We start from the raw sequence: 24,247 nt of genomic DNA, 5'->3' as shown, positions 1-24,247 counted from the left end.
TACAGCTCGATGAATCTGTTAGTCGCGCAATACTGACAGATTTGGTAGTCAATTCCTATTTGGTTCTGACGCCAAAATCACAGGTTGTGACGCATCCCTCACATCTTTAGTAACGCCAACGGTTATTGCGCTGATATTGTGGGATTTTTGGCGATTTAATCGCCTTAATCACCCACACTACTGCAACAGCCAGCAGCAGCCACGGCAACAGTTTGATCATCAGCGCAAACATGCCGCCAAGGAACATCACGAATGCGGCGACAACCAGCGCGGCCAGAATGCCCAACAGCGAGACGCCGGTGACCATCAGCATGATAAAGAAGCCAAGCACAAAAAGTAGTTCCAGCATGATGCTCTCCCATAATGAATTCCTGCTAAGACCATTACAAAAATCATGCCAAACGTAATTTATTGATTTATCAACAAAACACCCCGCAAACTTTTGCAGGGCGTGGTGAAATTGACTAACTTTTAGTGAAAATCTAACGCTTATCGGCCACCAACTTCAGCGCATGCTCCAGCACATTGACATCGGCACCGGCTTTATGGGCGTTTTCGCTCAGGTAGCGACGCCACTGGCGCGCCCCCGGGATCCCCTGAAACAGCCCCAGCATATGGCGTGTAATATGGCCAAGATACGTGCCCTGGCTCAGTTCGCGTTCGATATAGGGATACATGGCCCGCACCACCGCAACCGGATCGGCATCCGCGGTTGAGGAGCCAAATATTTCGCGATCGACAGAAGCCAGGATCCCCGGATTCTGATAAGCCTCGCGCCCCACCATCACGCCGTCCATATGCTCGAGATGCACCTTCGCCTCTTCCAGCGACGTAATCCCGCCGTTGATGGACATCGTCAGTTGTGGGAAGTCGCGTTTTAACTGATAAACGCGCGGATAATCCAGCGGCGGGATCTCACGGTTTTCCTTCGGACTTAACCCGGAGAGCCAGGCCTTACGGGCGTGGATGATGAACATCTCGCACTCACCGCGACCAGACACCGTATTGATGAAATCGCAAAGAAATTCGTAACTGTCCTGATCATCAATACCAATGCGGGTTTTCACCGTCACCGGAATCGACACCACGTCACGCATCGCCTTCACGCAATCTGCCACCAGTAGCGCATTCCCCATCAGACAGGCGCCAAACATGCCATTTTGTACGCGATCGGACGGACAACCGACGTTGAGGTTGATCTCGTCATAGCCGCGCGCTTCAGCCAGCTTCGCACAGTGCGCCAGCGCTGCCGGATCGCTACCGCCCAGTTGCAGGGCCACCGGATGCTCTTCTTCGCTGTACGCCAGATAATTTCCCTTGCCATGAATAATCGCCCCCGTCGTCACCATCTCGGTATAGAGCAGCGCCTGGCGAGACAGCAAGCGCAGGAAGTAGCGGCAGTGTCTGTCCGTCCAGTCGAGCATAGGCGCGATGGAAAAACGGTGAGCCGGAAAGGCAGATTGTGATTCTGGTAACATGGTGATTTTTTGAGCATCTGGTGAATTGGGGGCGCTACTATAGCACAGGCATAACCGGAGACGTAATGCCTCCGGTTATCACTCATCAGAACGTCACGCTGACCTGCGCGCCTGCGCCCCAGGTTTCGTCCTCGCCATACAGTCCCATCAAATCAAGATGTACGCGATTGAACGGGGCAAACCCGACGCCGCCAGTGAAGACATTACTGTCATTGTCCTTCACGTCAGCACGATAACCGGCGCGGACGGCCAGCCAGTCGAGCGGCCGGACTTCCGCGCCAACGCCGACATACTGTGAGTTTTCCTCGCTTTTGAAGCCTTTAGTTTCGGTCAGATCACCGTCTGCGCTCAGCGTCAGCAGATCGTTTTGCCACGCCACGCCAGCGGTGACCAGCGGGCGAATCTGGTAAGTGTCACGAACGCCCGCCACCTCTTTTGTGTCAATATCACGAGAGAACAGGTTTTGCCCGCTCAGGCCAACCGTCCAGTGTTCACCGAAGTCCGCAGCCAGACCGGCATCCATGTTAAAGCCGGTGTCATCGTTGCGATAACGGCTGCTGTTAATGTCGTCGCTGTTGAAATCATAAATCGAGACCGTGTAGTTATAGAGCCAGGTCTTTTGCAGCTTCGGCGTCACGCCAACCGAGACCGGTACGCCGCCCAGTTCGAACTGTCGCGCCACCGCCACACCGTAATCAGAGACGATAGCGGCACGGCCAAATCCTTTTGACTTCAGGTTATCGGGATCCACCGCCAGGATGCTGGATGGCACCGCTTCAACGCCGCGTAGCGTGTCAATGTCACCTTGATCGATAGAGGAACTCACACGGGCGCGGGCGTTGGCTTTCGCCACAAAGGCCACGGCTAACACATCGTTCGGAATGCTTACTGCAAGCCCACCTCCGGCTTTCGCACTGGCCGTTTTCCCTTTCAGGGATTCAAGCTGGTCGGCCAGATCGCCTGCGGCAGTTGACACTTGCCGGTAGCCTGCGCTGCCGGGAACAAAGAGATCGAGGGGATTGATATTGTCCAGAGAACGGCGGTATTGGTTAACGTCGTCGGTGACATCATCAATCTTATCGCGCAGATTATCCTTGTCGGAAATCTGTCCACCGATAGCCGGGAAGATCACCGTAATGTCATCATCCGGCTGTGACTTCGCCAACAATGCCGGGTTAATGAGGACACCGCTGCCATAATTTGCCGACGCCACGCCTGTTCCGCCCATCGCGTCATTCCGCGCTTCTGTCCAGGAATTTGCCGCACTCGCTGTTTGAGACGCCAACAGCGAGCCCGTTATCGCCACCACCAAAAGATTCAAATTTTTATTCACAGTAAGCCCATTTTATTCGCAGGTGAAAATTGTCTCTGCCAGTATCAACCGGACAGAGTTGGAGCATTGCTGTGATTAACAAGGAAAAAGTCGCCTGTTTTGCCCCTGTCATTTTAATGTTGGGGCATTTATTTTTGTGATTTGCCTCAATATATATAGAAGAGTTTGTAAATCAGGGAAAGATTAGCAGGCGATTTAACGTTCCGGCCTGGAACTCGGCGTTTCTCCCAGAACATGATAAAGTGAGGGTTTTCTTACTCAACGCGATCCGAGGTGCCCAATGGAAAAGACCACAACGCAAGAGTTGCTGGCGCAAGCTGAAAAACTGTGCGCGCAACGCAATGTGCGCCTGACCCCACAGCGCCTCGAAGTGTTGCGTCTGATGAGTCTACAGGAAGGCGCAATTAGCGCGTACGATCTGCTCGACCTGCTGCGTGAATCCGAACCGCAGGCCAAGCCGCCAACGGTCTATCGCGCACTCGATTTTCTGCTTGAACAAGGGTTTGTGCATAAGGTTGAATCCACTAACAGCTACGTATTGTGCTACCTGTTCGATCAGCCAACGCATACTTCCGCGATGTTTATCTGCGACCGCTGTGGCGCGGTGAAAGAAGAGTGTGCGGAGGGCGTGGAAGACATCATGCATACGCTGGCGGCGAAGATGGGATTTGCCCTGCGCCACAATGTGATTGAAGCACACGGATTATGTTCAGCCTGCGTGGAAGTAGAAGCCTGCCGTCACCCTGGCGAGTGCCAGCACGATCATTCGATTCAGGTTAAAAAGAAACCCCGTTAAGGAAGTGGGCGGCACGCTATGCCGCCCGAAGCAAACAGAGGGGTGTACATCCTTGTACCACGGGTATGAGGGTGGCTTACCAGCGATAGTCGTTGCGTTTTTCCCAGCTATCGACCTCTTTCTCCGCCTGGTCTTTCGCGTAACCATAACGTTCCTGAATCTTACCGACCAGTTGATCACGCTTACCTTCAATGACTGTCATATCGTCATCGGTCAGTTTGCCCCACTGCTCTTTCACTTTACCTTTAAATTGTTTCCAGTTACCGCCGGCTTCGTCTTTATTCATCATAAGGTCCTCTTTATCAGGCTGTGAATAGTGAGAGTAAACCGCCCAACTGCGTTCATTTTCTGCTGGACGTGAGATTAAGTGTAGTCATAGGTTCTGGGTTCAATTCACTATTCAGAATCTTTAACCATCACGAAGCCGCAAACCAGGTTCCGTTCCGCCAGTGCCGCCGCCAGATCCAGGCTAATGACAGTCCGCGCAGCGCCAGGAAAACCGCCAGCGCCAACCACAAACCGTGGTTACCCAACACAGGGAGCGCCAACAGCGTCAGCGCAAACCCAGCAGCCGCGACCGCCATACTGTTACGCATTTCAGCCGCCCGCGTTGCGCCGATAAACATACCATCCAACAGATAGCACCAGACGCCGACCAACGGCAAAATCACTTGCCAGAGCAGATAGCGATCGGCCAGTAGCTGGATTTGCGGGAGTGATGTCAGCAGCGCGACGATCTGTTCGCCCGCGAGCAGATAAACCAGTGAGAACAGCAGTGCGACAATACCTGACTGACGGCACGCCGCGCGCCAGACCTCCAGCAACTGACTGCCGTCGCGGGCGCCATAGGCCTGACCGGAATGCGCCTCCACGGCGTAGGCAAAACCATCCAGCGCATAGGCCGTAAACGTCAGCAACGTCATCAACACGGCGTTCACGGCGATGATATCGCTACCCAGTCTGGCCCCCAGCACGGTGATGGCGCCAAAACAGAGCTGCAGCAGCAGCGAACGCAGCATGATGTCGCGATTGAGCGCCAGAAGGCGACAAAAGTTTCCACGCCAGGCCAGCCTGAGCATGGCGAGAGAGACACCACGCAGGTGCAAGACCTTACGCACCATCAACAAACCGATCAGCAACGTCGCATATTCCGCAATCACCGTCGCCAGCGCGGCCCCCTGCACGTTCATATGCAGCCCCATGACCAGCCAGAGGTCGAGCACAATGTTCAGGATATTGCCGACAATCAGCAGGATCACCGGCGCACGCGCGTATTGCACGCCCAGTAACCAGCCGAGCAGAACCAGATTCGCCAGCGACGCCGGCGCGCTCAGCCAGCGAATGGCCAGGAATCGCCTTGCCTGTTCCAGCACCGCTTCGCTGCCGCCGACAATGTGTAGCGCCAGGTCGATAATCGGCGTGCGGAAAATCGCAATCAATGCCCCTGCGCCCAACGCCAGGATCAGCGGTTGCACCAGAGCCCGCGCCAGCGCCTGAGGATTCTTCGCGCCGAACGCCTGCGCCGTCAGCCCGGTGGTACTCATACGTAAGAAGAGCAGTAGCATGAACAGAAAGCTGGTTGCGGTTGCGCCCACCGCCACGCCGCCGAGATACACGGGACTGTCCAGGTGACCAATGACCGCCGTATCCACCAGTCCCAGCAGCGGAACGGTGATATTGGAGAAAATCATCGGTAAGGCGAGACGCCAGAGCGCTTTGTCAGCAGAAGCAAAAAACGGCATGGGGACGAGCCTGAGAAGAGGTCATAACGAGAGTGGTGAGAGCGCCGGATAGCGGCGTAAACGCCTTATCCGGCCTACAGGAATACTACAGCCATTCACCGTTACGGATGACGCCAACGGCCAATCCTTCGATGGTGAAATTCTGTTCGCGAAGGTCAACCAGGATAGGTTTAAATTCGCTGTTTTCGGGCAGTAACTCAACTTTATTGCCCTGTTTTTTCAGGCGCTTGACCGTCACTTCATCGTCGATACGCGCCACAACCACCTGGCCGTTACGCACGTCCTGGGTTTTATGTACCGCCAGCAGATCGCCATCCATAATGCCGATGTCTTTCATCGACATTCCGCTGACGCGCAACAGGAAATCGGCGTTCGGCTTAAACAAAGACGGATCCACCTGATAATGGCCTTCGATGTGCTGCTGCGCCAGCAGTGGTTCGCCCGCCGCAACGCGACCGATGAGCGGTAACCCTTCCTCTTCTTCCTGCAGCAGTCGAATGCCGCGAGAAGCGCCGGAGACGATTTCAATCGCCCCTTTACGTGCCAGCGCTTTCAGGTGTTCTTCAGCCGCGTTTGGGGAACGGAACCCCAAACGCTGTGCGATCTCCGCACGCGTCGGTGGCATACCTGTCTGGCTGATGTGATCCCGAATGAGATCAAACACCTCTTGTTGCCTGGCCGTTAACGCTTTCATTCCGCCCCCTGGGTGTATATACAGTTATGCTGTGAGTATATACAGCTAAAGGTGATTTTGGAACCACAAACTGCACATTCGACAGCAGATTTAGCCTGTTATGGAATCAGGGTCGAAAAACGTTAGCGAAAATGTGGCCACAACAGGAGTCCCCAGGTGATCAACGCCACAATGATAGAAAGCAGCACCGCCGCCGACCCCATATCTTTTGCGCGTCCGGAAAGTTCGTGATAATCAGAGCCGATACGATCCACTACCGCCTCGATGGCGCTGTTCAGGATTTCAACAATCATGACCAGCATAACGGAGCCGATCAGCAGAACGCGCGTAATGGCATCCACGTCCAGCCAGCAGGCGATAGCCACGGCCAGCAGCGCCGCCACGCTTTCCTGACGGAACGCGGCCTCGTTAATCCACGCGGCGCGAAAACCTTTCCAGGAATAGCCTGCAGCTTTGATAATTCGGGTGAATCCAGTGGTATTATTAGCCATTAAAAGAACCTTTTTGCATTATTGGCGTCAATGACATTGTCTTGTTAACTCATGTAATTCGAGTCAGGGCAACGCGGCGCGAAGTATGACGGGATAGACCAGAAATTCACATGACTTTCTGATATCCTTGCAACGCAATTGCATTATTAACCAGAGGCTTTACATCGTTTATGTCCGGCTGGCCACGAATTTACTACAAAATCCTGAATTTACCATTAAGCGTACTGGTAAAAAGCAAGTCTATTCCGGCGGATCCTGCCCCGGAATTGGGACTCGATACCTCTCGTCCAATTATGTACGTTTTACCGTACAACTCCAAAGCGGACTTGCTGACGCTGCGCGCACAATGTCTGGCGCACGATCTCCCCGACCCGTTAGAACCACTGGAGATCGATGGCACACAGTTGCCGCGCTATGTGTTCATTCACGGCGGACCGCGTGTCTTCACCTATTACACGCCGAAAGAGGAGTCCATCAAGCTGTTCCATAACTACCTCGACCTGCATCGCAGCAATCCGGATCTGGATGTGCAAATGGTGCCGGTGTCGGTGATGTTTGGACGCTCTCCGGGTCGTGAAAAGGGCGAGGTTAACCCGCCGCTGCGCATGCTTAACGGCATTCAGAAATTCTTTGCCGTCTCCTGGCTGGGCCGCGACAGCTTTGTTCGCTTCTCGCCTTCCGTCTCTCTGCGCCGAATGGCCGATGAGCACGGCACGGATAAAACCATTGCGCAGAAACTGGCTCGCGTGGCGCGTATGCACTTCGCCCGTCAGCGCCTGGCCGCTGTGGGGCCGCGTTTACCTGCGCGTCAGGATCTCTTCAACAAACTGCTGGCCTCCAAAGCGATTGCCCGCGCGGTAGAAGACGAAGCGCGCAGCAAGAAAATCTCCCATGAAAAGGCGCAGCAAAACGCCATTGCGCTGATGGAAGAGATCGCCGCCAACTTCTCTTACGAGATGATTCGCCTGACCGACCGTATTCTGGGCTTCACCTGGAACCGGCTGTATCAGGGGATTAACGTTCACAACGCAGAACGCGTTCGCCAACTTGCGCACGACGGGCACGAAATTGTTTATGTTCCCTGCCACCGCAGCCACATGGACTATCTGTTGCTCTCCTACGTGCTCTATCACCAGGGGCTGGTGCCGCCGCACATCGCTGCGGGTATCAACCTGAACTTCTGGCCGGCAGGCCCGATCTTCCGCCGTCTGGGCGCGTTCTTTATTCGTCGTACCTTTAAGGGCAATAAGCTCTATTCCACCGTTTTCCGTGAGTATCTGGGCGAGCTGTTCAGCCGCGGCTACTCGGTTGAATACTTTGTCGAAGGCGGTCGTTCCCGTACCGGCCGTTTACTGGACCCAAAAACCGGCACGCTGTCGATGACTATCCAGGCGATGCTGCGCGGCGGCACCCGCCCGATCACCCTGGTACCGATTTACATCGGTTACGAGCACGTGATGGAAGTGGGAACCTATGCCAAAGAGCTGCGCGGTGCGACCAAAGAGAAAGAGAGTCTGCCGCAGATGCTGCGTGGTCTGAGCAAGCTGCGTAATCTCGGTCAGGGCTACGTAAACTTTGGCGAGCCAATGCCATTGATGACGTACCTGAATCACCACGTGCCGGAGTGGCGCGAGTCTATCGATCCCATCGAAGCAGTGCGTCCGGCCTGGCTGACGCCGACGGTGAACGGGATTGCGGCTGAGCTGATGGTGCGTATTAACAACGCGGGGGCGGCGAACGCCATGAACCTGTGCTGCACCGCGCTGCTAGCCTCTCGCCAGCGTTCGCTGACCCGCGAACAGTTGACCGAGCAGCTCAACTGTTACCTGGATCTAATGCGCAATGTACCGTATTCCTCTGATTCGACCGTGCCGTCTGTCAGCGCCAGCGATCTTATCGATCACGCGTTGCAGATGAACAAATTCGAAGTCGAGAAGGATACCATTGGCGATATCATCATTCTGCCGCGCGAGCAGGCGGTGCTGATGACCTACTATCGCAATAACATCGCGCATATGCTGGTGTTGCCGTCGCTGATGGCAGCGATTGTCACCCAGCATCGTCATATTTCCCGCGAAGCGCTGCTGCAACACGTTGATGTGCTCTACCCGATGCTGAAAGCCGAGCTGTTCCTGCGCTGGGAGCGCGATGAGCTGACAGACGTGATTGACGCGCTGACGGCTGAAATGCAGCGTCAGGGGCTGATTACCGTTCAGGATAATGAGCTGCATATCAATCCGGCCCACTCCCGCACGCTGCAACTGCTGGCGGCGGGCGCGCGCGAAACGCTGCAGCGTTATGCCATTACCTTCTGGCTGCTGAGCGCCAACCCGTCGATCAACCGCGGGACGCTGGAGAAAGAGAGCCGCACCGTGGCGCAGCGTCTGTCCGTGCTGCACGGTATTAACGCGCCGGAATTCTTCGACAAGGCAGTGTTCAGCTCACTGGTGCTGACCCTGCGTGACGAGGGTTACATCAGCGATACCGGCGATGCGGAGCCGGGCGAAACGATGAAGGTGTATCAGATGCTGGCGGAACTCATCACGTCGGATGTACGCCTCACCATCGAGAGCGCCACGCAGGGCGAGTAATACATAGAAAAGCCGGTCAACATGACCGGCTTTTTTTATGTCAGATTGCCGGATGGCGGCGTTCCGCCTGATCCGGCCTACATCAGCTTACGGTTTGGTAAGCGCAGCGCCATCGGGCAAGATGCTTTATAAGTGCCAGTAACTCATCGCCAGACCAATGAACAGCACCAGCCCGACGTAGTTATTGTTCATAAACGCTTTAAAGCAGGCTTCGCGCTCGCGGTTGGCAATCAGTTTCTGTTGATAAACAAACAGCGCGCCAGCGACCAGCACAGACCAGTAATAGCCCAGCCCCAGGCCGTTTAGCCAGCCAATCAGCGCCATCAGCGCCAGCACCGCTACCTGCAAGATACCGATGATCAGCTTGTCATGTTCGCCAAACAGAATGGCCGTCGATTTAATACCGATTTTCAGATCGTCATCGCGATCAACCATCGCGTACTGCGTGTCGTAGGCCACTGCCCACAGGATATTGGCCAAGAACATCAGCCAGCAGCTCAACGGTACCGACTCACTCACCGCCGCAAAGGCCATCGGGATCGACCAGCCAAACGCCGCCCCCAGCACCACCTGCGGCAGGTGAGTGTAGCGCTTCATAAACGGATAGACCCACGCCAGTGCCAGTGCCGCAATCGACAGCAGAATGGTCATGGTATTGAGCGTCAGCACCAGCAGGAAAGAGAGCACCACCAGTATGACAAACAGCGTCCGGGCCTCTTTCTCCGTCACCGCGCCGCTGGGCAATGGGCGGTTCGCCGTACGTTTTACGTGCCCGTCAAATTTTCGATCGGCATAGTCATTGACCACGCATCCGGCGGCACGCATCAGCCAGACCCCGGCGACAAACACCGCCAGGATCCACCCTTGAGGGACGCCAGGGGTTGCCACCCACAGTGCCCACAGCGTCGGCCAGAGTAGCAATAAGGCGCCGATGGGCTTATCCGTACGCATCAAGCGGTGAAACGCCAGCAGCTTATTTTGCGTCAGACTCCACTCCATTTTATTTTCCTCTTAGTACAACGGCGATGCAGGTAAAAACAGTTCGGTCAGCATCAGCGGCTTACCGCTCAGTCGCAGGCGGGAACGACGTCCCCACAGCCCGGCATCACAACCAATCTCAATAAAATCTCGGGTCAACGTCGATGATGTAAACAGATAACGCCCCAGCGGGGTTTTGCCTAAGTTTTGTAAGGCCAGTTCGGGGCCGGACAGCGTGGATTCAGGCACCACGGTGCGTCCAGCCAGCCAGGGTTCATCATCGGCACATAACAGGATTTCACGCAGCCAGTAGCGGGATTCTTTTGGCAGTCGTGTCAGCTCTTCCATCACCTCATTTTGACCGACAAATCCCTCCCTGATCAGGGTCACCGTGACCCGTTTTCCCTGTTGCTCAAAACGTTTTGTCATGGAATCTTCCAGTAGCAGCCAGTCGAGCTGTTCTGGATCCAGGGCGGGAATCTCTTCAAAATAGCGCAGCGCACGCAGTTGCGTTAACGCGGGGTGTGACATGCCTGACTCTCCGTTTCATAACTGAAAGGCATTGTATCGCAGAAAAACGCTTACGGAAGATGGAAACATAATTAAGTGATCTGTTGCGCAACAGAAGTGTAACAAGTCGCAGGAAATGCTAAAAAAAAGGTGCGCCAGATGACGCACCAGTTGTTGCAAATCAGCAATGTGGGGAGAAGATTACCCCTTGCCTTTTACACTGCTGATAAAGGTGGAACGGGCAGATGTTGATCCCAGACGTTCAGCTTCATCAAGCAGTTTCAGCGCTTTATCAACGTCGCCTTTGGCAACGGCGTCTTTAATCGCTTTGTTAAAGTAGCTTTCGGTGTCGTTCAACATCGGCTCGCTTTTCTTCGCGGGCGCAGGTGCAGCCACCGGCGCGGCAACCGGTGCAGCATAGGTCGGTGCAGGCGCAGCGGTATTGCCCACCGTCACCGGACCAGGGCCGGAAGAACCAAACAGCGGCCCTACCAGCACGCTGGAGCTGCTGTTGGTTTTCACTTTCAGCTTCAGCAGGCCGTCGGTGGTATGGCGGGCGATCGGATCCGGAATATCCGGAACAGAGTTACCCACGCCTTTGGCATAGGCTTTCGCTGGATCCAGCAGTTTGGTGGTCTGCTGGAGATCTTTCTCGGTCGTAAAGACCAGAACATAGAGTTTCTGCTGGCCCAGCGCTGGCGTCAGGCGCATCACCCCTTCCAGACGATCCGCGCTCATCACGCCCGGTTCCTGGTAGGTGAAATAGCTGCTGGGAAAGAACGCAGAAGGCGTCATGTTCTGATCGAGGATCAGGACGTTGGGCGCAAAGACGCTGGTTTGTTTGTTCACTTCGCTGGTGAGCGTTATGTTTAGCTCCCCGATGTTCGCCGGCACGCTGTAAGCGGCAACCGGACCGGAGATGCCCGCGACATCAAGACGCTGACCGCCGGTCGAAAGCGGTGTCGTTTGCGTGTTTGACTGGTCAACCGGCGTCCAGGTTAACTGCTGGAGCGCTGCGGTCGGAATGGCGGGTGCCGCGCTGGTATTTTGCGGCACATAGTTAACGTCAGCCAGGCTGATACCCGGCGCGCTGGCAACTAACCCTGCGGATAAACAAAGGGCGACGAGACTTTTCTTCATTTTCATTGTTATCACCTCAGAAAGCATGGGTTCAGCGGTGGCCAGGCAATAGCGCGCTAAACCAGATTATGCCGGATGGCGGCGGACGCCTTATCGGGCCTACAAACTGGTGCCGTAGGCCCGATAAGCTTGCGCCATCGGGCATTGCAGCAGTTTGGGAGGGGCTTTCGCCCCTCGTTACGTCAGGTTAGTGCTGGATTACCACCAGATTTCCATCTGAGCACCGAAGGACCACTCATCGTTGTCTCCACGGCTGAAGGTATGCGCGCTGGTATCGCTGTAGGCGATGCCGTTGTCGTAACCCCATTTCTCATCCCACTTCGCGTAGGTCGCGAAGACACGGATAGCCGGACGGGACCAGATGCTGTCGCCAGCCTGCCACTGTTGCGCCAGGGTGATTTTGTACTGGTTGTTGGTGTCGTCGGTACGCTGAGACTTCACGTTGTCGTAGCCGACTTCCATCAGGGTGCTCATGATCGGTGTCCATTTGAACATCGGACGTACGCCTACGGTGTACCAGGTTGACCCGTTGTTATCGTCACGGTCGATATCCTGATACATACCGACGTACATCAGGTCCCAACGGTCGCCCAGAGAGATTGCACCGTGGTCGAGGATGCGCACCAGACTACCGTTGTTGTTGATTTCGTTGTTAACGACGCCAATTCCCGTATCAGGGTTGTAGCTGTTACCCGTGAAGGAACCCTGCGGGATCCCTTTACCCTGAGTCGTCATTGCATCGGTGGCGTACTGAACGACAAACTTGTTGTAGCCTTTCAGCATGCTCTGCGTATGTTCAGCGGTGAACATCCAGCCATCTTTAGTGGCGCCGTCGGCATAGCTGTAACCGTCAGTTTTGTTCGCACGACCGTAGTCAACACCCAGCTCCAGCACGCCGTCCGGGTTCGTTTCCAGACCGGCTAAACGCACGTCGAAAACATCGTTCGCGGTGTCTTTGTAACGGTTATAAATATCATTGCTGCTGAAGATATAAGAGCCGCCAGCTTCCTGAGAACGGGTGGCAGCAAGAGACAGTTTACCGAAGCCCAGATCGATATTTTCGATACCGGCGCCTGGACCTGAGATATCCCAGTAGTAGAAGTCGATCATGTGAACGTCATGACGCTGATAGAAGCGCTTACCTGCCCAGATGGTGGAGCCCGGCAGCCAGTCGATCAGGTTTTTACCCTGTACGTTAGCTTCACGGAATGCCGGGTCGGTAGCTTCCCAGTCATTCTGCTGTGCCACGGAGTAGGCAACATTGGTGTCAAAATAGAAGCTCTTATCGCCCTCTTTCCAGACTTCCTGGCCCAGTTTAATTTCCGCGTAAGTTTCACATTCGTTACCAAGACGGTATTTACTTTGAGCACCGGTTGCCTGGAAACATTGTTGTTCGCCGCCACTACCCGTCCAGCCGATACCGGAACGAGCATAACCATGGAAATCCACTGCCATTGCCTGAACAGACATAATGCCTGCTGCGACGGCAACCGCCAGGGGGAGTTTGCGCAGAGTAATCATCATTCTATCTCCTGAGATCATTGCTTTTCTTTGAACGCTTCACCGTAGGGTTTTGCGCTTTTTTTTAATGGGACACCTTAAACGCCTGGCTCTTTATGCAACCGACGACATGCGGTGCCATCTTCACGGAACAGATGACAACGCTCTGGCGGCAGGCCAATAGCGAATGTGGCGCCCTCTTCTACCAACACCACGTCGTTCTGGCGGTACACCAGGTTTTGACGAATGGCGGGGATCTGGATATGAATCTGTGTTTCGTGACCAAGCTGTTCGACGACCTGAACCTCGCCTTCCAGCGTGACATCAGCGATATCACTGGGCAGCAGATGTTCCGGACGAATACCTAGCGACATATTTACGCCGACCTGCACATCACGGCTGTCGACCGGCAGCCAGACGTGTTGACGGTTCGGCAGTTCCACCTGCACCTGGTCGATGGCGGTTGCGGTGACTTTCACCGGCAGGAAGTTCATCTTCGGTGAACCAATAAAGCCCGCGACGAAGCGGTCTGCCGGGTAGTGATACAGTTCCAGCGGTTTGCCAATCTGCGCGACGCGACCGGCATCCAGCACCACAATTTTGTCGGCCAGCGTCATCGCTTCGACCTGATCGTGGGTGACGTAGATCATCGTGCGCCCAAGGCGCTTATGCAGACGGGAGATTTCGATACGCATCTGCACGCGCAGCGCGGCATCGAGGTTAGAGAGGGGTTCATCGAGCAGGAACACGCGCGGTTCCGCCACCAGCGTACGGCCAATCGCCACACGCTGGCGCTGTCCCCCCGAAAGGGCTTTCGGTTTACGCTCCAGTAGATGCGCCAGTTGCAGTACTTCTGCAACCTGGTTAACGCGCTGATTCATCACCTCTTTTTTAGCGCCCGCCAGTTTCAGGCCAAACGACATATTTTCGGCAACGGATAAATGGGGGTAGAGCGCGTAGGACTGGAAGACCATACCAACGCCACGCTCTGCAGGTGGGATATCGTTCATGCGGGTTTCCCCAATATAGAGGTCTCCGCTGGTAATCGTTTCAAGTCCGGCAATCATACGGAGCAGGGTCGATTTGCCGCAGCCTGACGGTCCAACAAACACCACGAATTCCCCTTCGTGAATGTCGAGATTGATATCTTTCGATACCACCACGTCACCCCAGGCTTTCGTTACATTTCGCAGCTGTACGCTCGCCATGCCTTCTCCCTTCGTTACAACCTGTCATTGACAGCAACATTCATGATGGCCCGACTATGAGGGATTCACTGCGAGCGTGAATCCTCCACCCCCCGGCTTTTTTATGGGGGAGGAGTCGGGAGGATGAGGGAAGGAAGTCTGAGACCCTGGCCGGGGGACATCGCGTAATTTCGTGATGCCCCCCGCAAAAATGAGACTGTTTTTATGTGCGCCAGTACGCATTACTCACATTTATGCAACACGGATCACATAAAGAGCAGGTGGGGCGTAGGGGTAAGGAGGATGGAAAGAGGATGTCAAATAAGGAGACTGAGTGACGTTGAACCACTGAAGTCATACCACGAGCACATCACCAAAAGGATGGCAGATATGAAGATCAAGACTGGCGCACGCGTTTTCGCATTGTCCGCCCTCGCAGCAATGATGATTTCCGCACCGGCTCTGGCCAAAATTGAAGAAGGTAAACTGGTTATCTGGATTAACGGCGACAAAGGCTATAACGGCCTGGCCGAAGTGGGTAAAAAATTCGAGAAAGACACCGGTATCAAAGTGACCATCGAGCACCCGGACAAGCTGGAAGAGAAATTCCCGCAGGTCGCGGCAACCGGTGACGGTCCGGACATCATTTTCTGGGCGCACGATCGTTTTGGCGGTTACGCACAGTCTGGCCTGCTGGCTGAAATCACCCCGGAAAAAACGTTCCAGGACAAACTCTATCCGTTCACCTGGGATGCCGTACGTTACAACGGCAAGCTGATCGCCTACCCCATCGCGGTAGAAGCACTGTCGCTGATTTACAACAAAGACCTGGTACCGAACCCGCCGAAGACCTGGGAAGAGATCCCGGCACTGGATAAAGCGCTGAAGGCGAAAGGTAAGAGCGCCCTGATGTTCAACCTGCAAGAACCGTACTTCACCTGGCCGCTGATTGCTGCCGACGGCGGTTACGCATTCAAGTTTGAAAATGGCAAGTATGATGTGAAAGATGTGGGCGTCGACAGCGCAGGCGCGAAGGCGGGTCTGGGCTTCCTGGTTGACCTCATCAAGAACAAACATATGAACGCGGACACCGATTACTCCATCGCAGAAGCGGCCTTTAACAAAGGCGATACGGCGATGACTATCAACGGTCCGTGGGCCTGGTCGAATATCGACAAGAGCAAAGTGAACTACGGCGTCACCCTGCTGCCAACCTTCAAAGGCAAACCGTCTAAACCGTTCGTTGGCGTGCTGAGTGCCGGTATTAACGCCGCCAGCCCGAACAAAGAACTGGCGAAAGAGTTCCTTGAAAACTACCTGCTGACCGATCAGGGTCTGGAAGAAGTGAACAAGGATAAACCGCTGGGCGCCGTGGCGCTGAAATCCTATCAGGAGCAGTTAGCGAAAGACCCGCGCATCGCGGCCACCATGGATAACGCCCAGAAAGGCGAAATCATGCCGAACATCCCGCAGATGTCTGCGTTCTGGTACGCCGTGCGTACGGCGGTCATCAACGCCGCCAGCGGTCGCCAGACGGTTGACGCAGCACTGAAAGACGCACAGGGCCGTATCACCAAGTAATGCTGTCGATGTGCCTGATGGCGCTGCGCTTATCAGGCACACATGTTGTAGATAATATTTAAACCATTGTTTACACGAAATCATTCGCGCTACATCAAGGCGGCAAGGATGCAAATCCCCAGGAGCTTACATCAGTAAGTGACTGGGGTGCGCTTCCGCAGCCAACAAAGAGGTAGCGTGAAGGATAACGTGTAAAGAGGAAGATCCCCATGGATGTCATTAAAAAGAAACATTGGTGGCAAAGCGACACGCTGAAGTGGTCAGTGATTGGTCTGCTGGGCCTACTGGTGGGTTACCTTGTAGTTTTAATGTACGCACAAGGGGAGTATCTGTTCGCCATCATGACGCTGATTTTAAGCTCTGCTGGCCTGTACATTTTCGCCAACCGTAAGGCCTACGCCTGGCGCTACGTTTATCCTGGCATGGCCGGTATGGGACTGTTCGTCCTGTTTCCGCTGATTTGCACCATCGCCATTGCCTTTACCAACTACAGCAGCACCAACCAGCTCACTTTCGAACGCGCCCAAGAGGTGCTGATGGACCGCTCTTATCAGGCGGGTAAATCCTACAACTTTGGGCTGTATCCGGCCGGTGAAGCGTGGCAACTGGCCCTCACCGACGGTGAAACCGGCAAGAATTACCTCTCCGACGCCTTTAAATTTGGCGGCGAACAAAAGCTGGCGCTGAAAGAAACGAACGCCCTGCCGGAAGGTGAACGCGCGACGCTGCGCATCATCACCCAGAATCGTCAGGCGTTGAACCAGATTACCGCCGTGCTGCCCGATGACAGCAAAGTGATCATGAGCTCGCTGCGCCAGTTCTCCGGCACGCAGCCGCTGTACACGCTCGCCGATGACGGTATGTTGACCAACAACCAGAGCGGCGTGAAATACCGTCCTAATAACGACATCGGCTATTACCAGTCTATCAATGCGGCCGGCAACTGGGGTGACGAGAAGCTGAGTCCAGGCTACACCGTCACCATCGGCTGGGATAACTTTACCCGCGTCTTTACGGACGAAGGGATCCAGAAGCCATTCTTCGCTATCTTCGTCTGGACCGTGGTGTTCTCGGTACTCACCGTAATCCTGACCGTGGCGGTCGGGATGGTGCTGGCCTGTCTTGTTCAATGGGAATCGCTGAAAGGCAAAGCCATTTATCGCGTCCTGCTGATCCTGCCGTACGCCGTGCCGTCGTTTATCTCGATTCTGATTTTCAAAGGGCTGTTCAACCAGAGCTTTGGTGAAATCAACATGATGCTGAGCGCGCTGTTTGGCATCAAACCGGCGTGGTTCAGCGATCCGACCACCGCACGCTCGATGATTATTATCGTCAACACCTGGCTGGGTTATCCGTACATGATGATCCTGTGCATGGGTCTGCTGAAAGCGATTCCGGATGACCTGTATGAAGCGTCGGCAATGGATGGCGCAGGCCCGTTCCAGAACTTCTTTAAGATTACGCTCCCGCTGCTGATTAAGCCGCTGACGCCGCTGATGATCGCCAGCTTCGCCTTTAACTTTAACAACTTCGTGCTGATTCAACTGTTAACCAACGGCGGTCCCGATCGTCTCGGAACGACCACGCCAGCCGGGTATACCGACCTGTTAGTGAGCTACACCTATCGCATCGCCTTTGAAGGCGGCGGCGGTCAGGACTTTGGTCTGGCGGCGGCAATCGCCACGCTGATCTTCCTGCTGGTCGGCGCGCTGGCCATCGTGAACCTGAAAGCCACACGCATGAAATTTGACTAAGGAGGGCTCGACAAATGGCAATGGTCCAACCCAAATCACAAAAGCTGCGTCTCTTCATTACGCACTTCAGCCTGCTGATTTTTATCGCGGCGATCATGTTCCCGCTGCTGATGGTTATCGCCATCTCGCTGCGTGAAGGTAACTTTGCTACCGGGAGCCTGATCCCGGAAAAAATCTCCTGGGAGCACTGGCGGCTGGCGCTGGGCTTTAGCGTTGAACACGCTGATGGCCGCGTCACGCCGCCCCCCTTCCCGGTTCTGTTATGGCTGTGGAACTCGGTGAAAATCGCCGGGATCACCGCAATGGGCATCGTGGCGCTATCCACCACCTGTGCCTACGCCTTTGCCCGTATGCGCTTCCCCGGCAAAGCCACGCTGCTCAAAGGAATGCTGATTTTCCAGATGTTCCCGGCGGTACTGTCGCTGGTCGCGTTGTACGCGTTGTTCGATCGCCTCGGTCAGTACATTCCGTTTATTGGTCTGAACACCCATGGCGGGGTGATCTTCGCCTATCTCGGCGGTATCGCACTGCATGTGTGGACCATCAAAGGCTATTTCGAAACCATCGACGGCTCGCTGGAAGAAGCGGCCGCACTGGATGGGGCTACCCCGTGGCAGGCGTTCCGCCTGGTACTGCTGCCGCTGTCGGTGCCCATTCTGGCGGTGGTCTTTATTCTGTCGTTCATTGCCGCCATCACCGAAGTACCGGTTGCCTCACTGTTGCTACGTGATGTGAACAGCTACACCCTGGCGGTCGGGATGCAGCAGTACCTCAACCCACAAAACTACCTGTGGGGCGATTTTGCCGCTGCCGCCGTGCTGTCTGCGATTCCAATCACTCTGGTCTTCCTGCTGGCGCAGCGCTGGCTGGTTAACGGCCTGACGGCGGGCGGAGTCAAAGGTTAAGTTTCACCGAAGTCCCTGTAATGCCACTGCACCCTCAACTTGTTTTATCCAACTTGTGACTGTAATTCGGCGCTCCACGGAGCGCCCTTTTTTTGTCTGCCGGATGGCGGCGTTGCCTTATCCGGCCTACTCACTTTTTATTCGCGCCCCAGCCCATTGTAGGCCTGATAAGCGCAGCGCCATCAGGCAACCACGACACACATTGCCTTATCCGACCTACTCGCGCTTCAGGCGTTTCGAATTACACATCCAGAGCGTGATCACCAGCAGCAGGATCGCCGCCGAATAGATCAGCACATCGAGAGGGGATTTGTGATCAACAATGATCAGTCGGACAATCGCGGTGATCCCGATATAGATAAAATAGCGCAGCGGAAAGTGAAAGCCTGACTGAAAGTACTTCACAATCAGCGCGATAAATTCGAAATAGAGAAAGTAGACAACCAGCCCTTCCACCAGCTCATACTTGCTGGCTTGCTCAGGCGCGAAGAGCACATCTGCCAGATGCAGCGTCTCTTTACCGAGGAATACGACCAGGATCAGGCCCAGACTCAACAGCCCAAGGTTCAACACGGTCTGTAAGATCGTGGAGATAAACTCCACGCGCGGACGAGATAGTGACGTCATAACAGCACCTCTTTCTCAGTGGTGAGGTTCCTGTATAACGCAAAAATGTGACGGTGATCTATATTTTTTGTTTATGTTTTGTGCAGAAGCAAAAGGGTGCAACAATCCTCTCAACCCTAACCCCCTGAAAGGAAGGCCAAATGCTTCGGTTTCAAAGGGCAACACGTGACGATGCCAGCCTGTTGAGCACAATGGGATATGCCAGCTATCGTCATCATTTTGCCCCTCTGTGGAAAAATGATGACGAACTGGCGGCGTATCTTGAGCAGGAATATTCCCTGCCCGCCATCGCCAGAAGTCTCGCAGAAGCGGACACCTTCTGGTTAATCGCTTTTACTGACGCCCCGATTGGCTTTGCGAAGTATTCGTTGCATCAGGCCATTGAGCCGCAAGGCCCGCCAGGGACATTGCTGCACAAGATCTACCTCCTGCCCGGTGAAACCGGCAAACAGTACGGCGAACAGCTTTTTGCCGAAGTGGTCCGCCAGGCCAAAGCACAAGGAGAAACGCGGATCTGGCTGGATGTTCTGGCGGATAACCCCCGGGCACGCCAGTTCTATGAACAGCAGGGAATGACCTTTGTGAAAGACACTTTTTTTTCCACCACGTCGCAGACCGTTACGCTTCACGTCATGGAAAAACGGCTCTGAGAGACCCAAAATGGCAACGATACTGGCGGTCAGTATCTGCGATGGCGTCGTTATCGGTGCGGGTAGCGTGGTGACCAAATCAATCACCGAAAAAGGCGTATATGCCGGTAATCCAGCCAGGTTATTACGCCGTCTTCCGGCTGGATAATGCCACGCTACCTCAGCGGAAATTCACACTTTTATCGCTGGTCATGTCATAGAGCTGGAATTTACGTCCGAGCTGCTGCCCCCATCGCGCGTCAGCGGCGTCCAGCCGACGGCCGCACGACTGCGGGTCGGGCCGGAAGAGAAGAGATCCAGCGGAATCGACACGTAGACGCCTTTGGTGAAATCCCCTTCGCCGTACTCATCTGGCGAGACGTTAGTGAGAGTGGCGTAACCACCAACCACCACGCCGCTGTCGAAGCGTTTAGAGATATCCAGCGTGCCGCCTTTATCCCCCGCCAGATACTGACCGACACTCGCTTTCACCAGCACGTCCTGGGCGAATGACGGCGTCCAGTAGGCCGTCAGGTGTCCGGTCTTCACGCTGTAGTCGGTGAATTTCATCATGTCCTGCGCGCTGCGCCAGTCACGCTGTTTCACGTAGTTAGCATCCAGACCAAACGCCCAGTTGCTGTCGACCGGACGGTACAACACTTCTGCCCCCGCTCCGCCGTACATGGTTTCAAGATAACCACCGTAAGCCTGACCATAGAAACCGTTACCAAAGTACTGGAAGTAGTTAGCCTGCAGGTTGTTCACGTAAACGTCGTTCTGCACATATTCACGCACGCGGGTACGCACACGCGGCAGCTTCGAATCATTCGGCGGGTTGGTGTAGTTAAATTTATCGTAGTTATTGGCGAGATTGCCAAACAGGCTTCCGGTGGTCAGCAGGTGGTCGGTGACCCACAGATCCGCCGTCGCCATCACGCCCAACTGGTACATGTAGAAGTTTTCCGGTCCACCCACGGACTGATTCAGTACCGGATCGAGATGGAAGTCGAAGTGCGATTTGTCGATATACCAGCCCTGTTCAGTGCTTTCCGGCACTATCGGCTCAAGGCGTTGTTGCGCCAGCGGCGTTTCCTGTCCCAACGGTTCGCCTTCCAGATGGCGCTTCAGGCTGCTGACGTCCGTTTCGGTGGTCACCTGCGGCAGGTTAAGACGGTTTTCCGTCACCCGGATCGTGCGGATCCCCTCCGGCAGATCGTTCATCACGATCCGGTTCGCCCGTTCAATACCTTCACGCGAGTCGCGGTATTTCACCTGCTCGCCGGTCACGTACAGCGTATCGCCTTTCACCTGAATCTGCGGATCTGCCAGTCCGGCGTTGTATTTCAGCAGCGTCAACTGGTTCGCCACTACCGAGTGTTGCAGGATCGCGTCCTGCGGTTGCGGCTGGTATTTCGGCCGCGCGTTATCGTTATACGATGGGCGTAAGTCGTTGAAATTGGTCCGCAGGGTTACCCCAAACATAAAGGTGTTACCACGTTCATAGCTGAGGTTAACGTCGGCCCAGTCGGTGACGCGATAAATGGCGCCGACGTTAAACTTGCTTTTCTGTTCCAGTTTGCCCGCAAAATCCTGCTGGTAGTTGTTGCCCTCATATTCCAGCTTCAGCCGCAGGGGCTGCCACGGCGTCTGGTACTCTACACCGCCAAACAGCGATGCCGGGCCGTGGAACATCTGGCTGCCGTCGATGGAGCCAGCCTGTTTATAGCTGTTATCGCGGTAGCAATATTTATCGCTGTACGAACAGAGCGGGTTACTGACGTTGCCGCTGGTTCCCAGGTATCCCCAGCCGAGGCCGAGCGAGAAATCAAACGGTCCCCAGGCTTTATTCGCCACGATATATTCCGCATCGAACAAACCGGTCCCGCCGATATCCCGCGCGCCAACCGACACCTGCGGCGTCCAGTAACTCTCTTCCCACAGGCGTAACTTCAGATCGAACGCTTTATCTTTGTAGGTTTGATCACCGGAAAACGATTCGACGCTGCTGTACTTTTTGGTCCGCACGTCGGTGTAGCGCAGCGTCGTTTCCAGCCAGGGGAAAAGCTGCACGGAGGCGGAGTAGTAACGATACTGATCGTTATCACGATAGTTAAGGCTCAACTCCCCTTCACGCGCCATGCGCGCGGTTGGCGTCTGTAATAATCCCACGCCGCCAAAGTCCGACTGAGAGGGCCCAATCGGCGCCAGATACGTTTCGGCATGGCAGGCCGCGCTGATGCCCAGCGCCAGTAAGCTGAGCAGATATGTTTTTTTCATTATTCGGGTATCCGCTGCGTCAGGGTGTGAAGAACGTCGGCGTTCAGCGCTTCCGGTTCGCTGCTCCAGAAAGCATCATCCAACCCGACAACAATGATGCTGCCGGGCATCGGCTCAACGTGACGCTTATTCCAGTACGCCACCGGCACCTTCTGCGTTCGGCCATCGGGATAAACAATCCACGCATAGCTGCGATCCGCGCCGCTGAGCCGGTCTTGCCCGTCGAGATAACTGACAACGTCGCGTCCGGGCATAAACGGCTGCTTTCCGGGACGGCTTATCAGGCCAAAGAGCGTGACGTCCGTCGGCTGCCCGCCGACCCACAGCGTGTAGTTGCCCTGCAATGGCGGATTGCCGCGCTCGCTGACCCGTACACTATCCGGATCGAGATTCACCGGCTGCCGCCCCGTCACCTTCAGCGCCTGAACTTGCTGGCGCAGCGCATTAATGGCGGCGGCATCATCCCCGCTCGCGTTGGCGCTTAACGCCGCCAGGCGTGCCAGCAGCGCCTGCTGTTGGCTCTGCGCTTTCACGGTCGCTTTCTCTTCAGCGATCACCGCGCCCGGCCACCAACTGTTCGCCAGTCTGGGCTGCCCCACCAGATCGATAAGATGCTCAGCGCCGGTAAGCGTTTTCGGCTCTGTGCTACCGGCGCTAAAGACCTTAACGGTCCCCGCAGCAAAAACAGATGACGCGCTCAAACTGAAGATCAGCGCTGCAATAGTCCGTTTCATCATGATTTTGCCGCCTTAATCAGCGTGGTTTTCACCGGGAAAAAGTTCGCGCCAAGGTACTGTTCCGACTGGCGAATTTGCCCTTCGTTATCGATCCAGTAACGGTTATGCCAGCGCGCTTGATCGGTCGTGACGGTTTCGTCCAGCACGCGAACCGGGGTCTCTTCACTGCCGACGTTTACCGTGTCGTTGCCATCCCATGTAAAGACGGAGCGCGCGGTGGCATAGCGCACCTGCTTGTATTCCGTCCAACCCATCGTGCGGGTCCAGGTGGCGCCGTCGACGATCTGATTCGGTTTGCTCAGCGGGTCATCTGCGAGGTTATTCACATCGATAAGGTTGTCGCCGCCAAGGAGCGTTTTCACCAGACGACCATGCTGGGTCACGAGCGTGGCCTGATCCTGCGTCACCCATTTCTGCTGCCCGTTCTCTGCGAAAGCGAGCACCACAAACAGCTGCGGCCCGCCATTAAGCTGCATGTACTGGCTGGCGTAGGGCATGTTTTGGATATCATCGTCCGTCAGCTGTACGCCGGGCGTGCCAAACAGACTGTCCCACAGTGAGTTGCCCAGCTGCTTTGTGGTGGCTGAGCATGCCTGTAACAGCAGGCAAAACAGTATGATTACAGGTCGCTTCACGACTCTTCTCCAGAGGGGCAAAATAACCACACCGAAGTGTGGTTATGGTTAAACGTACCGGTATTACTGGGTACTGGTGGTGGTTGTGGTGGTGGTCCCGGTATTGGAACCGTCGCCGCCGCCGGTTGCCGCGAGAGCGACACCCACCGCCGAACTTACGGTGCTCACGCTGGATGCCGAGGAGCTACCCGCCGACACCGACGTTGCTGCCGACCCTGCCGCTTCACCCACCTGAACGGGGGCTGCATAGACAGAACTCGCCGCAAGCGCAGATATGGCAAAAATGCCATACAGAACTTTTTTCATAACAATTTCCCTTCATTGAATGAATGGAGATTTGCCCAAAAGAGTTTCAGGCGGGATCGAGTATACACAACTAAAGCATGCGAATTACGGCAGGGAGAAATAGCGGAACAGTTTTAGGATAATTGGACTTTTGTTGAATTATTCATTTTAATACAAATAATAATAAACATTAAAAACAATAAGTTATCATTAAATGAGTATATCTGAATGATCCGTATTATCCTAAAATAACACGGAGTTATTTTCCGGTTATTTATTATTTTAGGATTATGCTCAATATAGAATTGTGGAGAACAACACGGACAACCGGAATTATCTTATAAAAAAAGCCGATAATAATATCGGCTGATTTCATT

22 protein-coding genes and 2 pseudogenes are annotated in these 24,247 nt (G+C 54.9%); 7 read left to right on the top strand and 17 right to left on the bottom strand.

Features of this window, described 5'->3' with window-relative positions; all coding sequences use genetic code 11:
* Positions 1 to 106 precede the first annotated feature (106 nt).
* The 3 genes from pspG to traF form a co-directional block, all read right to left on the bottom strand.
* Positions 107 to 349 carry an envelope stress response protein PspG gene (gene pspG, locus WM46_RS21625; protein ID WP_044257370.1) on the bottom strand — a complete coding sequence of 81 codons (243 nt, stop codon included), beginning with the start codon at positions 347 to 349 and terminating at the stop codon, positions 107 to 109.
* A 133-nt stretch (positions 350 to 482) separates the two neighbouring features.
* Complete coding sequence (gene dusA / locus WM46_RS21620; RefSeq protein ID WP_102603288.1) at positions 483 to 1,478, bottom strand: tRNA dihydrouridine(20/20a) synthase DusA; 996 nt, start codon at positions 1,476 to 1,478, stop codon at positions 483 to 485.
* 85 nt (positions 1,479 to 1,563) lie between these two features.
* On the bottom strand, positions 1,564 to 2,799 hold the full coding sequence (gene traF, locus WM46_RS21615) for a conjugal transfer protein TraF (protein ID WP_225622846.1): 1,236 nt from the start codon (positions 2,797 to 2,799) through the stop codon (positions 1,564 to 1,566).
* 292 nt (positions 2,800 to 3,091) lie between these two features.
* On the opposite strand from traF, the gene zur reads away from it, so the two are divergent.
* Positions 3,092 to 3,607 carry a zinc uptake transcriptional repressor Zur gene (gene zur / locus WM46_RS21610; protein WP_042321076.1) on the top strand — a complete coding sequence of 172 codons (516 nt, stop codon included), beginning with the start codon at positions 3,092 to 3,094 and terminating at the stop codon, positions 3,605 to 3,607.
* 76 nt (positions 3,608 to 3,683) lie between these two features.
* On the opposite strand, the gene WM46_RS21605 is transcribed toward zur, so the two are convergent.
* The 4 genes from WM46_RS21605 to WM46_RS21590 all read right to left on the bottom strand — a co-directional run bounded on the left by WM46_RS21605 (position 3,684) and on the right by WM46_RS21590 (position 6,534).
* A complete protein-coding gene (locus WM46_RS21605) occupies positions 3,684 to 3,893 on the bottom strand; it encodes a CsbD family protein (RefSeq protein WP_061077940.1) in 210 nt (69 codons plus the stop codon).
* Between the two features lie 130 nt (positions 3,894 to 4,023).
* Entirely contained in the window at positions 4,024 to 5,349 is a 1,326-nt protein-coding gene (gene dinF, locus WM46_RS21600; RefSeq protein WP_102603286.1) for an MATE family efflux transporter DinF, read from the bottom strand.
* An 85-nt stretch (positions 5,350 to 5,434) separates the two neighbouring features.
* Positions 5,435 to 6,043 carry a transcriptional repressor LexA gene (gene lexA / locus WM46_RS21595; protein ID WP_042321072.1) on the bottom strand — a complete coding sequence of 203 codons (609 nt, stop codon included), beginning with the start codon at positions 6,041 to 6,043 and terminating at the stop codon, positions 5,435 to 5,437.
* Between the two features lie 122 nt (positions 6,044 to 6,165).
* Complete coding sequence (locus tag WM46_RS21590; RefSeq protein WP_042999034.1) at positions 6,166 to 6,534, bottom strand: diacylglycerol kinase; 369 nt, start codon at positions 6,532 to 6,534, stop codon at positions 6,166 to 6,168.
* A 170-nt stretch (positions 6,535 to 6,704) separates the two neighbouring features.
* Between WM46_RS21590 and plsB the strand changes: the two genes are divergently transcribed.
* On the top strand, positions 6,705 to 9,125 hold the full coding sequence (plsB, locus tag WM46_RS21585; RefSeq protein WP_102603285.1) for a glycerol-3-phosphate 1-O-acyltransferase PlsB: 2,421 nt from the start codon (positions 6,705 to 6,707) through the stop codon (positions 9,123 to 9,125).
* Between the two features lie 126 nt (positions 9,126 to 9,251).
* Here plsB and ubiA read toward each other — a convergent pair whose 3' ends face one another.
* The 5 genes from ubiA to malK all read right to left on the bottom strand — a co-directional run bounded on the left by ubiA (position 9,252) and on the right by malK (position 14,461).
* Entirely contained in the window at positions 9,252 to 10,124 is an 873-nt protein-coding gene (gene ubiA, locus WM46_RS21580) for a 4-hydroxybenzoate octaprenyltransferase (protein ID WP_061075584.1), read from the bottom strand.
* A 12-nt stretch (positions 10,125 to 10,136) separates the two neighbouring features.
* Positions 10,137 to 10,634, bottom strand: a complete 498-nt coding sequence (gene ubiC, locus WM46_RS21575) for a chorismate lyase (protein WP_061075585.1) — start codon at positions 10,632 to 10,634, stop codon at positions 10,137 to 10,139.
* A 180-nt stretch (positions 10,635 to 10,814) separates the two neighbouring features.
* Complete coding sequence (gene malM / locus WM46_RS21570; protein WP_061075586.1) at positions 10,815 to 11,759, bottom strand: maltose operon protein MalM; 945 nt, start codon at positions 11,757 to 11,759, stop codon at positions 10,815 to 10,817.
* Between the two features lie 192 nt (positions 11,760 to 11,951).
* Positions 11,952 to 13,277 (bottom strand): maltoporin, encoded by a 1,326-nt coding sequence (locus WM46_RS21565; RefSeq protein WP_061075587.1) that lies wholly within the window; start codon positions 13,275 to 13,277, stop codon positions 11,952 to 11,954.
* A 74-nt stretch (positions 13,278 to 13,351) separates the two neighbouring features.
* Complete coding sequence (malK, locus tag WM46_RS21560) at positions 13,352 to 14,461, bottom strand: maltose/maltodextrin ABC transporter ATP-binding protein MalK (protein WP_042321056.1); 1,110 nt, start codon at positions 14,459 to 14,461, stop codon at positions 13,352 to 13,354.
* A 369-nt stretch (positions 14,462 to 14,830) separates the two neighbouring features.
* Between malK and malE the strand changes: the two genes are divergently transcribed.
* The 3 genes from malE (at position 14,831) to malG (ending at position 18,680) form a co-directional block, all read left to right on the top strand.
* Positions 14,831 to 16,021: a maltose/maltodextrin ABC transporter substrate-binding protein MalE gene (malE, locus tag WM46_RS21555; protein ID WP_061075588.1), complete on the top strand. Its 1,191-nt coding sequence runs from the start codon at positions 14,831 to 14,833 to the stop codon at positions 16,019 to 16,021.
* Positions 16,022 to 16,230: 209 nt separating this feature from the next.
* Positions 16,231 to 17,775, top strand: a complete 1,545-nt coding sequence (malF, locus tag WM46_RS21545) for a maltose ABC transporter permease MalF (RefSeq protein ID WP_102603283.1) — start codon at positions 16,231 to 16,233, stop codon at positions 17,773 to 17,775.
* 14 nt (positions 17,776 to 17,789) lie between these two features.
* Positions 17,790 to 18,680, top strand: a complete 891-nt coding sequence (malG, locus tag WM46_RS21540; RefSeq protein ID WP_102603282.1) for a maltose ABC transporter permease MalG — start codon at positions 17,790 to 17,792, stop codon at positions 18,678 to 18,680.
* 216 nt (positions 18,681 to 18,896) lie between these two features.
* Here the strand turns inward: malG and psiE are convergent, their stop codons facing one another.
* Entirely contained in the window at positions 18,897 to 19,307 is a 411-nt protein-coding gene (gene psiE, locus WM46_RS21535; RefSeq protein ID WP_042321046.1) for a phosphate-starvation-inducible protein PsiE, read from the bottom strand.
* Between the two features lie 140 nt (positions 19,308 to 19,447).
* Between psiE and WM46_RS21530 the strand changes: the two genes are divergently transcribed.
* Together WM46_RS21530 and WM46_RS21525 are read left to right on the top strand one after the other, a co-directional pair.
* Positions 19,448 to 19,957, top strand: coding sequence for a GNAT family N-acetyltransferase (locus WM46_RS21530; protein ID WP_102603281.1), 510 nt, complete (start codon positions 19,448 to 19,450; stop codon positions 19,955 to 19,957).
* Positions 19,958 to 19,970: 13 nt separating this feature from the next.
* Positions 19,971 to 20,105 (top strand): annotated as a pseudogene (locus WM46_RS21525) (N-acetyltransferase); the annotation flags it as partial.
* Positions 20,106 to 20,117: 12 nt separating this feature from the next.
* On the opposite strand, the pseudogene WM46_RS21520 reads toward WM46_RS21525, so the two are convergent.
* From WM46_RS21520 to yjbE, 4 genes and pseudogenes are all read right to left on the bottom strand, one after another.
* Positions 20,118 to 22,213 (bottom strand): annotated as a pseudogene (locus tag WM46_RS21520) (YjbH domain-containing protein).
* A complete protein-coding gene (locus WM46_RS21515; protein WP_102603280.1) occupies positions 22,213 to 22,950 on the bottom strand; it encodes a capsule biosynthesis GfcC D2 domain-containing protein in 738 nt (245 codons plus the stop codon). Before WM46_RS21515 ends, WM46_RS21520 begins: the two are co-directional and overlap by 1 nt.
* The gene (locus tag WM46_RS21510; RefSeq protein WP_102603279.1) at positions 22,947 to 23,585 is read right to left on the bottom strand and encodes a YjbF family lipoprotein; all 639 of its coding nucleotides are present in this window, start codon (positions 23,583 to 23,585) and stop codon (positions 22,947 to 22,949) included. The genes WM46_RS21515 and WM46_RS21510 overlap by 4 nt, the downstream gene beginning before the upstream one ends.
* 63 nt (positions 23,586 to 23,648) lie before the next feature.
* Complete coding sequence (yjbE, locus tag WM46_RS21505) at positions 23,649 to 23,891, bottom strand: exopolysaccharide production protein YjbE (RefSeq protein WP_042321038.1); 243 nt, start codon at positions 23,889 to 23,891, stop codon at positions 23,649 to 23,651.
* Positions 23,892 to 24,247: the final 356 nt, after the last annotated feature.

The organism is Citrobacter freundii complex sp. CFNIH2, assembly GCF_002880615.1.
GTDB classification, from domain to species: Bacteria; Pseudomonadota; Gammaproteobacteria; order Enterobacterales; family Enterobacteriaceae; genus Citrobacter_A; species Citrobacter_A amalonaticus_F.
The sequence above is the reverse complement of the archived record's forward strand: the minus strand, read 5'-3'. Positions and strand labels throughout refer to the sequence as shown.

Coding starts and splice junctions, on each gene's coding strand:
- WM46_RS21515 (WP_102603280.1), bottom strand. CDS start 22,950: ATGATGAAACGGACTATTGCAGCGCTGATCTTCAGTTTGAGCGCGTCA.
- WM46_RS21530 (WP_102603281.1), top strand. CDS start 19,448: ATGCTTCGGTTTCAAAGGGCAACACGTGACGATGCCAGCCTGTTGAGC.
- malG (WP_102603282.1), top strand. CDS start 17,790: ATGGCAATGGTCCAACCCAAATCACAAAAGCTGCGTCTCTTCATTACG.
- yjbE (WP_042321038.1), bottom strand. CDS start 23,891: ATGAAAAAAGTTCTGTATGGCATTTTTGCCATATCTGCGCTTGCGGCG.
- pspG (WP_044257370.1), bottom strand. CDS start 349: ATGCTGGAACTACTTTTTGTGCTTGGCTTCTTTATCATGCTGATGGTC.
- zur (WP_042321076.1), top strand. CDS start 3,092: ATGGAAAAGACCACAACGCAAGAGTTGCTGGCGCAAGCTGAAAAACTG.
- malM (WP_061075586.1), bottom strand. CDS start 11,759: ATGAAAATGAAGAAAAGTCTCGTCGCCCTTTGTTTATCCGCAGGGTTA.
- malK (WP_042321056.1), bottom strand. CDS start 14,461: ATGGCGAGCGTACAGCTGCGAAATGTAACGAAAGCCTGGGGTGACGTG.
- psiE (WP_042321046.1), bottom strand. CDS start 19,307: ATGACGTCACTATCTCGTCCGCGCGTGGAGTTTATCTCCACGATCTTA.
- WM46_RS21565 (WP_061075587.1), bottom strand. CDS start 13,277: ATGATGATTACTCTGCGCAAACTCCCCCTGGCGGTTGCCGTCGCAGCA.
- WM46_RS21590 (WP_042999034.1), bottom strand. CDS start 6,534: ATGGCTAATAATACCACTGGATTCACCCGAATTATCAAAGCTGCAGGC.
- malE (WP_061075588.1), top strand. CDS start 14,831: ATGAAGATCAAGACTGGCGCACGCGTTTTCGCATTGTCCGCCCTCGCA.
- dusA (WP_102603288.1), bottom strand. CDS start 1,478: ATGTTACCAGAATCACAATCTGCCTTTCCGGCTCACCGTTTTTCCATC.
- lexA (WP_042321072.1), bottom strand. CDS start 6,043: ATGAAAGCGTTAACGGCCAGGCAACAAGAGGTGTTTGATCTCATTCGG.
- malF (WP_102603283.1), top strand. CDS start 16,231: ATGGATGTCATTAAAAAGAAACATTGGTGGCAAAGCGACACGCTGAAG.
- dinF (WP_102603286.1), bottom strand. CDS start 5,349: ATGCCGTTTTTTGCTTCTGCTGACAAAGCGCTCTGGCGTCTCGCCTTA.
- ubiC (WP_061075585.1), bottom strand. CDS start 10,634: ATGTCACACCCCGCGTTAACGCAACTGCGTGCGCTGCGCTATTTTGAA.
- ubiA (WP_061075584.1), bottom strand. CDS start 10,124: ATGGAGTGGAGTCTGACGCAAAATAAGCTGCTGGCGTTTCACCGCTTG.
- WM46_RS21605 (WP_061077940.1), bottom strand. CDS start 3,893: ATGAATAAAGACGAAGCCGGCGGTAACTGGAAACAATTTAAAGGTAAA.
- plsB (WP_102603285.1), top strand. CDS start 6,705: ATGTCCGGCTGGCCACGAATTTACTACAAAATCCTGAATTTACCATTA.